We start from the raw sequence: 8,334 nt of genomic DNA, 5'->3' as shown, positions 1-8,334 counted from the left end.
ATTTCCAGTGGGACTGCATGATGCCCGACACCACGATCCAATGGAGTCCGGCCCGATCCAATGTGCGCTACACGCCCCAAGCCAACGGAACACTTGCCGGCGTCATGCACACCGACATCTTGAGCGGTCCGTGCCAGGGTTGGATCGAGATGGACATGACGGCCGAGCGCGCATGACGGGTACGCGCACTGTAAATCCGCCGGGCTGCCCACATGTGGTCCGCCGGGTGAACCTGCGAGTCGATGCTCCTTCATCCGCTCTGCATCCGCCACGGGGTTTGTAGTGCGTGGTCTGAAGCCTCAAGATGGGTCCAACTCGTCCAGGTTGACCAGCAGAAACGTCTGGGTACTGATTTCGCCTCAGCCTGAAAACCGGAAGGTCGCCGGTTCGATCCCGGCCCTGGCCACCGGATATCGGCCCTTTCAGGGTGCTACTCACTGCTCCTGCTCAGGGCGTCACGTCCCCTTGCGACCCAACTGCTGCCAGCTTGCGCCACTGAGATCACCTTCTCGGCATCATCAGCACGCAAGTTCTATTTCACAAAGGTTAGGTGCGGCTTTTCGCTCTTTCGATCAAGGTGCATCGGTTTCGGACAACCGATGTCGCTGGACGGACCGCCCGGTGATCACCTTTGCCGTGATGACGCCCAGCTTGAGCATGCCGAACCAGGTCGAGGGGTTGAACAGCGTCGGCCACACGGTGCGAGCGCGATTCTTGTTGACGTCGCGCTCGGCGAACCGGTCGCGCAGCCATCGCAGCGTCATGGGAGCAGACAGCGGATGCAACAGCAAGTGACCGCAGAATCGGTCCCGGTGATATGTGACCGCGGCTCCCGCTTGCTGATAGGACGCGACGAGCTTGTCGATGGCCTCGACGCCGATGATGCTGTCGTGCACCGCCTGCACGACTAATACCGGCGGACGAGGGGTGGACTGGCCCAGCTTGGTGGCATCAAAGACGTCCCGCACCTCGGGCAGGTCCCAGAGCTCATCGGCAGACATGTCGACGTATTTCCCGATGTCCATGCCGCGCAGACGCCAGACGGCCTGCGCCGTTGTCATCGATTGCAGGTCGTCGAGCAATTTCTGGCCGTCGTCACTGGCGTGCTCGTCGACGACGCGTTGCGCGCCGGGAAAGACGTGCGTCAACGCCGCGATCATCAAGGCGGCCAGGCCGGCAAAGAAGGTGCCGTTGAGGCGGCGTGCGACGCTGCCGCAGTCACCGACCGGCGAGCCGAGCACCGCCCCGACGACATTGAGATCCGGGGCGTAATCGGAGCTGTGTTCGGCGGCCCACGCCGAGGCGAGTCCGCCGCCGGAATAACCCCATAGCGCGACCGGAGCTGAGGGTGACAGGCCCAAACGGTCGCTGTGCAACGCCGCGCGCACACCGTCGAGAATCCGGAAGCCAGGCTCATGTGGTGCGCCCCACATACCGTGGCATCCTTCATGGTCGGGTACCGACACCGCCCACCCCTCCGCCAGCGCGGCCGCGACCAGCAGGTATTCGGACTGTACGAAAGCGCCGATCGGCTTCGCGCCGCGACGCAGGGCGTATGAGGGAAAGCATCGCGAGGCCACCGCATCTATCGCGCATTGATACGACAACACCGGGCAGATGCGTCCGGGATCGCGTTGTTCGGGCAGCAGAACGGTAGTCACCGCGACCTCGGGTTCCCCGTGCAGGTTGGTGCTGCGATAGAGCAGCTGCGTGGCCTGCACCGGCTGCGGGATCACGCCGAGAAATCCCAGCTCGACGCTGCGCGAACGCAGCAGATCCCCGGGGCGTGCATGCTTATAGCCCGGCGGCGGTTGATAGAACGGGTCCTCCTCGGGCGCCCGCAGCGGCTCGTCACGGCGATGCTCCTCATGGGGCACACCATGGGGCACACCTGGCGGCACTTGAGCTGCAGCTAAGTCTTCGCTCATCGTCAACCGTCTCCCTAAATCAGGTGGTCGGCGCGACGGCCACCGCGCCAAGTCGGTACCGCCGATACGCTCAGGCACAGGGCTACCCGTGAACGCCTGTTCGCTAAACTTCCCGCAGTGCGGATCTGCGCCATAAGTGACCGATTTGGCCCACAGCTCGTGGCGGCCGGTGCCGTCCGCGGCCAGCGTCACACCATCGACAACGGCTCACCGTGAGCCAACCGCGATATGGGCGGCGACACGAAACGGCATCTGCGGCGAGAAACTCGCCGGCTGCCGGGTGCATGGACCCTTGCCAGGCCTGCAGTAGACGAATGCTTGACAAGCCACGCCGCCGGATCCAGCATCATGGCTGGGCCACGACCTGTGGAATTCCGCGAACGCGGGAGGTCGGGAATTGCGTGAACGTTGACAGCTTCCTTAGCAGCATTGGCGTCGGTAAGCCAATGCGAAAGCCGATTGCTGTTGGAACTGTCTTGCTTGCACTCGTTGCGGTTTGGTCGCGTGGCGCACACACAGCGGTAAGCGACAGCGCGCATGCAACGCAGGCGCCGGTTGCGGCTCCAACACCTGACTTGCCAACAATCTCCAAGGTGCCCGATGCGCCTCCAACACCTGACTTACCAACGTTCGCCGAGCTGCGCGATGCGGGTACCGCACCTGATTTCGCAGCGGTGTCGAAGCTCGTGAACGATGCGATTGAGGCACATAGGCTGCCGGGTGCTGTGGTTGTGATCGGGCAGGGCGGCAAGGTCGTCTTCCGCCAGGCTTATGGCGCGCGCAAGCTTGCGGGTGAACCGGGGCTAGATGGATCGCCTGCGCCTGCAGAGCCGATGTCCGAGGACACGATCTTCGACATGGCGTCGTTGACGAAGTCTCTCGCAACGGCGACTGCCGTCATGCAGCTTTACGAACAAGGCAGGGTTCAGTTCGACGATTCCGTGCAGACGTATCTGCCGGACTTCAACACGGCGAACGATCCAGCGCGTGCAAAGGTGACCGTTCGCATGTTGCTTACGCACACTTCGGGCGAAACAGGGGACGTCGACCTCAAAGGTCCGTGGGGACTGGACGTAGCCGATAAAACAGAGGGCGTTCATCGTGCGCTCACCACGCCGCTGGAGTCAGGTCCCGGTGAGGTTTTCCGCTACTCCGACATCAACTTCATTCTGCTTGGCGCGCTGATCGAGAAAGTCACCGGCGAGGCCGAAGACGTTTACGTTCACCAAAACGTATTTGCGCCGCTTGGCATGGAAGACACCCGCTATCTTCCCCCGGCCAAAGCATGTGGTCCTCACACGATAAGGGGAGCCGCGATTGCCTGGGCTCCCGCGCCAGAAGGCCGCGTCCTGGTCGGCTGCCCCGCAGGTACCTGGGACACCGGTCTTTTGTCGCGCATCGCACCGACGGCACACGACGACGAGAACAGAGCCGATCCGAGCAAGAATCCCGATCTCGATTATCTGCTTCGGGGCACGGTGCATGACACGACGGCGCGGCGGATGGGGGGAGTGGCCGGGCATGCCGGCGTGTTCTCGACGGCGCACGACGTCAGCATCTTCGCGCAGGCCCTGCTAGATCGGCTTGCGGGCCGTCCGAGTAGTTTTCCGCTGAAGCAAGCGACTCTGGAGTTGATGACGACTCCCCAGCAGCCCGGATATAAAGCCGAACAACTCAAAGCGGCGAACGATGCCGCCAGAGAATCCGTCGCAAAGAGACCGAACACAACAGATCCGCTGCTCGCTCCGAAGTATCCGGCGATCAGGGGACAAAACCTGCGTGGCTTCGGCTGGGACATCGACACGGCCCTGTCCACGCCGCGAGGCCTGGTCTTTCCGATCGGTAGCTTCGGCCACACCGGCTTTACCGGAACCTCGCTTTGGATGGACCCGGGCTCGGATACCTACGTAGTTCTGCTCGCAAACTCAATTCATACGCGAGGCAGTCCACCCCTCTCGAATCTGCGAGGTGAAGTTGCGACGGCGACGGCCCAGGCCTTGCACCTTTACAGCAGTGCACCTTCGGCCACGACTTCGACACTGCCCGGCAGACCTCGGTGAAAATAAACCCCACGTCGTTCGCTGTCTCCGTAGCCAGCGCACCTAACAGCGGCAGTAAGGGGGGCCTCGGATCGTGATTCAAACTTGGTCCGAAGAACGCGAACCGGTAGAACTCATGAATTCAATTCGGCTCGCCAAGAACGGTTTTCGGCGTCTGCCGCTAAGTCGTCGCAACAGGTCAATCTTGACAGGACGCTCAACCCGCTCGCGGGATGTGCGCTCATATAAGGGTCGGGCACCGTCGACAGGAGCTACGTCTCAGCAGTCGGAGAGGCTCAGGGCCGCTCGAAGTGTTGGTAGTCGGGAGTCATCCAGTAGCCACCCCACCGCCAGCCACGATCCGTGAAGATGTGGACGGCCGTGTCGCCGTTGTGTAGGAGTCCCGGGTCGGTGCGGCTGCGGTCCAAGTAGGCCGCCGCGTTCTGCGGTTCGAAATACCCGTGGGCGTAGAGGCACGGGTTGAGAAGCGGATTGAGATCGATAGCCCGACCGTAAGCGTGTGGAGACCATTCGTTGGTTCCTGGGATGCTTCGGCAGTTGAACGCCGAAGTGTTGTTGTCCTCCATGGATAACTCATCATCAGCGTCCGAGTAGTGGTCGACCGTGCGGATCTTCTCGACGGGATAACCCAGCCGGTAAAGCTGCTCGAAGACCGCGATCACGTCCGGCACCAGCTCTTCATGCACGATCAGCTCGCCGCGGTGGGTCTGGCCGTCGAAACCGATGTGGTCGACGTTGACCCGTCGCAGCCGCTCCGGCTCGACGGGGCAACCCGGCCGCCAGCTCGTGCCGAGTTCGGCGGCGGTGACCGGCTCCACGATTTCACCGGCAGGTGCTGGCGGCGCGCTGGACGAAGACGACGCGGCCGACGGTGACGGTGTAACAGCCGGTGATGGTGTGGCCGCGGGAGGTGTCAGCGCGGAGGTGCACTGCACCAGCACGACACCCGCTGCGAGCATTTCCGCCAGCACGGCGCCCCGCCGCTTGAAAGACGCCAATTGGGATGAGTCCTCACCGCTTGCTTCCATCCCGATAAGACCGCTGCGATCAGGTTTCGCTAGACAAGTCCGGTGCCAACGCTACCGCAGAAAAAATTTCTTCTAGTGGCTACGGCGGCGGCTGCTCCGCGAGCGATCGGCGCGCTGGGTCTCTTCGGTGGCGACGGCCGAAGTCAGCTCTTCGACTCGCCAGGCCCCGTACCGGGCACATGCGCAGGGCCAACGCTGTCATCGTCCAGATCCGTCTCCGGGGCCTGTGCAGCGGGCTGCTCATCGGCCGGGGACTTCCCCGAGCCGCCTGGGGTATCCGCCGGGCTGGGTGACTTGTAGGCGGGATCGGCGACCGGACCCGTGGCGCCACCGACGTTCGCGCCGGCAGGGCTTGGCGAGCTTCCTGTCGAGACTTCGCCGGCCGCTTTGCGGCCCTCGTAGGGTGGCATAGCACTTCCGGTGTCTTGCGGGGGCAATTCACCAGTGCCCCCGTAAGTGTCGGAGGCCGCGGGGTCGCTCATCGGCGGGTTGGCGTCTTCGTCGACAGTCCCCACTGGGCGGTGTTCTCCGGCGGGTTCAGGAGTGTCATCTCCCGTGTTGCGCGCGCCGCTGCCTAAGTCCGGATTGTCAAAGTGTTCGAGCCGCGCATTTGCCGATTCGTCGGGATTCTGACCGGGCATGACTACCTCCTTGCCGCTGCCTCACTGCAGCGAAGATAACCAGTAAGCGTACCCACAATCTCTCCTCTGACAACGGCTGCAATTAAGTTCTTCGAACCGAAGCAGGCCGACGACAGCGGACGTTAGGTCGCGACTTGAAATTCACCGGCGCGGCGACACAGCCCGCGTCTTCACCGACGAACTCTTCGGCTATCTGTGCTGGGTCTGCGCCGAAGTCAGCCGCGACGTGGCCGGGCATCGCGATCTGCGCCCTGACACTGCGGGCACAGGCCGCGCAGGGTGAGGCCGGCCCGCTCTGACAGCGCGAAGGAACTGCCCGCCATTGCGTGCTCGAGCGCTGACGTCAGTTGACGCGCGGGAACCTCGATGATCGAGCCACATTGAGTACATACCGCGTGGTGATGGGGGGCGGTGGCCAACCCGTAGGTTGTGACACCGCCGTCGAGGGTCAATGCGTGCAGCACCCCTTGGTCGACCAAAGTGGTAACTGTGCGATAAATGGTCGCCATGTCGGGCGGCTGAGCGCCGGGAAGCAGGCAAGCACGTACCCGCTCGTGAATCTCTGCTACCGGCAGGTGCCCGTTGACCGGCTCCAGAACCGCAAGCACCTGGATCCGCGAGGCCATCCGCCGCAGTCCGTGGGCGCGCAGAAACTCACCGATCCTCTCGGTGACGGCGGGATCCAGGGCTGACGGCTTGGGCGTCACTTCCTCAGTGTTGCCCCGGAAGCCTGGGATTGCCAGTGTCACGCGCCAACAGAGCCAGGGCAATCAATAACCGCTGCCCTCTTGGTCTGGCGCGACGGCCGAAGCGAAAACCACAGGATAGCCGTGGTTCGGGTGTAGAAAGTGCTCATGGGCCTCCCTACGCGCGGACGCCGGTGATCAGCAATGCACGAGCTGTCGCTGTGCGAAGCGATCGCCCATGTGGTCAAGTCGCACGCCGCCGGCCGGCACGTCGACGTCGTGCGCGTCCGGATCGGCGCTCTTCGCCAGGTGGCACCGGACTCGCTGTCGTTTTGCTGGACACTCGTCCGGGACTCCGAGAACATGCCGGACGCCGAGCTGGAACTCGAGTGTGTCAGCGCGCAGGTGAGGTGTCGTTCGTGCGGCCAAGACTCAGAGATCACGTCGGCCTGGTCGATTTGGTGCCCGCGATGCGACAGTTCCGACGTCGAGGTGCTGCACGGTAACGAATTCCTGGTGACGTCCCTTGACGTCTCGTGAAAGGTGTTTACTATGAACGGTTTTGATCATGGGTAGGTTTCATCGCCACGACGACGGCACCGTACACAGCCACGGGCACGATCACCAACCGCACGACCACCAGCATGAACACGGGGATCACAGCCGCTATCAGACGGGCGGCCAGCGCATCGACGTGCTGGAGGCAATCTTCGCCGAAAACGACATGCTTGCCGACGCCAACCGGGTATCGTTCGATCAGCACGGAATCCGCACGCTCAACCTGATGAGCTCACCCGGGTCAGGCAAGACGACTGTCCTGCAGGCCACGCTCGAAGAACTCGCCGGCAAAATCTCCATCGGAGTCATCGAAGGGGATATCGCCACCGATCTGGACGCGGCCAAGCTTAGCGGCCGGGGCGCGCAAATCTCACTGCTCAACACCAGCAACGGGTTTGGCGGGGAGTGCCATCTCGACGCGCCAATGGTCAACCGGGCGCTACCGGGTCTCGACCTTGCCGGCTTGGACCTGGTCATCATCGAAAACGTCGGCAACCTGGTCTGCCCGGCCGAGTTCGACGTCGGCGAGCATGCGAAGGCCATGGTCTACTCGGTCACCGAAGGCGAGGACAAGCCGCTGAAGTACCCGGTGATGTTCAGATCGGTGGATGTGGTGCTGATCAACAAAATTGATCTTGTGCCCTATCTGGACGTTGACGTGGACACCTACATCGCGCATGTTCGCGACGTCAACGCGAGCGCGACGATTTTACCGATCAGCGCGCGCACCGGAGCCGGCATGGGCGCCTGGTTCGGCTGGCTACGGCGTTTCGCCGAAGGCGCCGCGAGTTAGAGCCGCCGAGTGCAAATGAGTTGCAAATACACTTGCGAATGACTTGCATAGAACGCAGGCTTGTCAATCTCAGCCAAGCCGCACTGGCTTCACAAGCGCGGTGGCCAACGCTGAACTCCGTTGTGCCGCTGCTGGAATGCCCGATACACAAATAGTTGAGCAACATCTGCCCAATGCCGCGAAGAAACGGAACCGTTGACAAACGCCCGACGGCAGGCGTAGACCCGAAACAAGCGCTGCGCAAGTGGGCCGACGGTCGACTCCGGCAGCGTCAGGGGTCAAAGCGCGGCCCCGGAAAGCTGCAGCATGCCAACAGAAGCGGCAGTCAAAGCAGAAGAAACATTGATTCATGTTCTATGGATCAATGCGGGTCTCAGTTGTGACGGCGATTCGGTGGCGTTGACTGCCGCCACCCAGCCCAGCGTCGAGGAAATCGCACTAGGCGCCCTTCCCGGCCTTCCCCAAGTCGCCGTCCACTGGCCTCTGATCGATTTCGAATGCGGACCCAACGGTGGCGCCGACGATTTCCTCGAGTGGTTCTTCAAGGCCGATCGCGGCGAGTTGGAACCATTCGTGCTCGTCGTCGAAGGTTCCATCCCCAATGAAAAGATCAAGGACGAGGGTTATTGGTGCGGGTTCG

General features: G+C 62.6%; 7 protein-coding genes and 1 pseudogene. 4 read left to right on the top strand and 4 right to left on the bottom strand.

All coding sequences use genetic code 11. The features are described 5' to 3' along the window. Positions 1-572: 572 nt before the first annotated feature. Positions 573-1,928 (bottom strand): lipase family protein, encoded by a 1,356-nt coding sequence (locus WA317_RS16680; protein WP_425174081.1) that lies wholly within the window; start codon positions 1,926-1,928, stop codon positions 573-575. A 446-nt stretch (positions 1,929-2,374) separates the two neighbouring features. Between WA317_RS16680 and WA317_RS16675 the strand changes: the two genes are divergently transcribed. Continuing rightward, complete coding sequence (locus tag WA317_RS16675) at positions 2,375-3,988, top strand: serine hydrolase domain-containing protein (protein ID WP_425174083.1); 1,614 nt, start codon at positions 2,375-2,377, stop codon at positions 3,986-3,988. A 275-nt stretch (positions 3,989-4,263) separates the two neighbouring features. Here WA317_RS16675 and WA317_RS16670 read toward each other — a convergent pair whose 3' ends face one another. From WA317_RS16670 to WA317_RS16660, 3 genes are all read right to left on the bottom strand, one after another. Beyond that, on the bottom strand, positions 4,264-5,016 hold the full coding sequence (locus WA317_RS16670; RefSeq protein ID WP_425174080.1) for a M15 family metallopeptidase: 753 nt from the start codon (positions 5,014-5,016) through the stop codon (positions 4,264-4,266). Positions 5,017-5,159: 143 nt separating this feature from the next. Beyond that, entirely contained in the window at positions 5,160-5,657 is a 498-nt protein-coding gene (locus WA317_RS16665) for a hypothetical protein (protein ID WP_425174079.1), read from the bottom strand. Positions 5,658-5,872: 215 nt separating this feature from the next. Beyond that, positions 5,873-6,364, bottom strand: coding sequence for a Fur family transcriptional regulator (locus WA317_RS16660; protein WP_425174082.1), 492 nt, complete (start codon positions 6,362-6,364; stop codon positions 5,873-5,875). 183 nt (positions 6,365-6,547) lie between these two features. Between WA317_RS16660 and WA317_RS16655 the strand changes: the two genes are divergently transcribed. The 3 genes and pseudogenes from WA317_RS16655 to WA317_RS16645 form a co-directional block, all read left to right on the top strand. Continuing rightward, on the top strand, positions 6,548-6,883 hold the full coding sequence (locus WA317_RS16655) for a hydrogenase maturation nickel metallochaperone HypA (RefSeq protein WP_425174078.1): 336 nt from the start codon (positions 6,548-6,550) through the stop codon (positions 6,881-6,883). Between the two features lie 28 nt (positions 6,884-6,911). Further along, positions 6,912-7,694, top strand: coding sequence for a hydrogenase nickel incorporation protein HypB (gene hypB / locus WA317_RS16650; protein ID WP_425174077.1), 783 nt, complete (start codon positions 6,912-6,914; stop codon positions 7,692-7,694). Positions 7,695-8,000: 306 nt separating this feature from the next. Further along, positions 8,001-8,334, top strand: a pseudogene (locus WA317_RS16645) (hydrogenase expression protein HypE); the annotation flags it as partial.

Origin of the sequence: Mycobacterium sp., from assembly GCF_049802695.1 — a bacterium.
Taxonomy (GTDB): domain Bacteria; phylum Actinomycetota; class Actinomycetes; order Mycobacteriales; family Mycobacteriaceae; genus Mycobacterium.
Note: the sequence above shows the minus strand (reverse complement) of the source record. Positions and strands in the feature narration are given on the sequence as shown.

Excerpts from the sequence above, each read along its gene's own strand:
- WA317_RS16680 (WP_425174081.1), bottom strand. The coding sequence starts at position 1,928 with ATGAGCGAAGACTTAGCTGCAGCTCAAGTGCCGCCAGGTGTGCCCCAT.
- WA317_RS16675 (WP_425174083.1), top strand. The coding sequence starts at position 2,375 with ATGCGAAAGCCGATTGCTGTTGGAACTGTCTTGCTTGCACTCGTTGCG.
- WA317_RS16670 (WP_425174080.1), bottom strand. The coding sequence starts at position 5,016 with ATGGAAGCAAGCGGTGAGGACTCATCCCAATTGGCGTCTTTCAAGCGG.
- WA317_RS16665 (WP_425174079.1), bottom strand. The coding sequence starts at position 5,657 with ATGCCCGGTCAGAATCCCGACGAATCGGCAAATGCGCGGCTCGAACAC.
- WA317_RS16655 (WP_425174078.1), top strand. The coding sequence starts at position 6,548 with ATGCACGAGCTGTCGCTGTGCGAAGCGATCGCCCATGTGGTCAAGTCG.
- hypB (WP_425174077.1), top strand. The coding sequence starts at position 6,912 with ATGGGTAGGTTTCATCGCCACGACGACGGCACCGTACACAGCCACGGG.